The 264-nt window shown below is 37.9% G+C and carries 1 protein-coding gene; it reads right to left on the bottom strand.

Features of this window, described 5'->3' with window-relative positions:
* Positions 1 to 238: hypothetical protein (locus ACTHS4_RS12035; RefSeq protein WP_440366003.1), on the bottom strand; the 238-nt coding region annotated here is incomplete at its 3' end.
* Positions 239 to 264 lie beyond the last annotated feature (26 nt).

The raw sequence follows: 264 nt of genomic DNA, 5'->3' as shown, positions 1-264 counted from the left end.
ATTCAAAACATAGAAGTTCAAGCCTGTTTTCATCCCGACCAACTTGGCCTTCACTCCCTATAAAGCCAATTTCTCCCCCACTACCGTCCTGGGCAAAGGCCTGACAAGCTAGAGAATATTCCTCATCGTTGTTAGAAAACTGCACCTCTCTAATGTGATCATAAAAGTAAATATCACACTCATCTAAAAGTAATCTTTTTAAATGCTGATTATTTCTGATTATTTGTAGCCTATCCATCTTTATCCCTCTCCAATATTTGGAAT

The organism is Neisseria sp. P0014.S009 (assembly GCF_051958155.1).
Classification (GTDB): domain Bacteria; phylum Pseudomonadota; class Gammaproteobacteria; order Burkholderiales; family Neisseriaceae; genus Neisseria; species Neisseria flavescens_C.
Note: the sequence above shows the minus strand (reverse complement) of the source record. Positions and strands in the feature narration are given on the sequence as shown.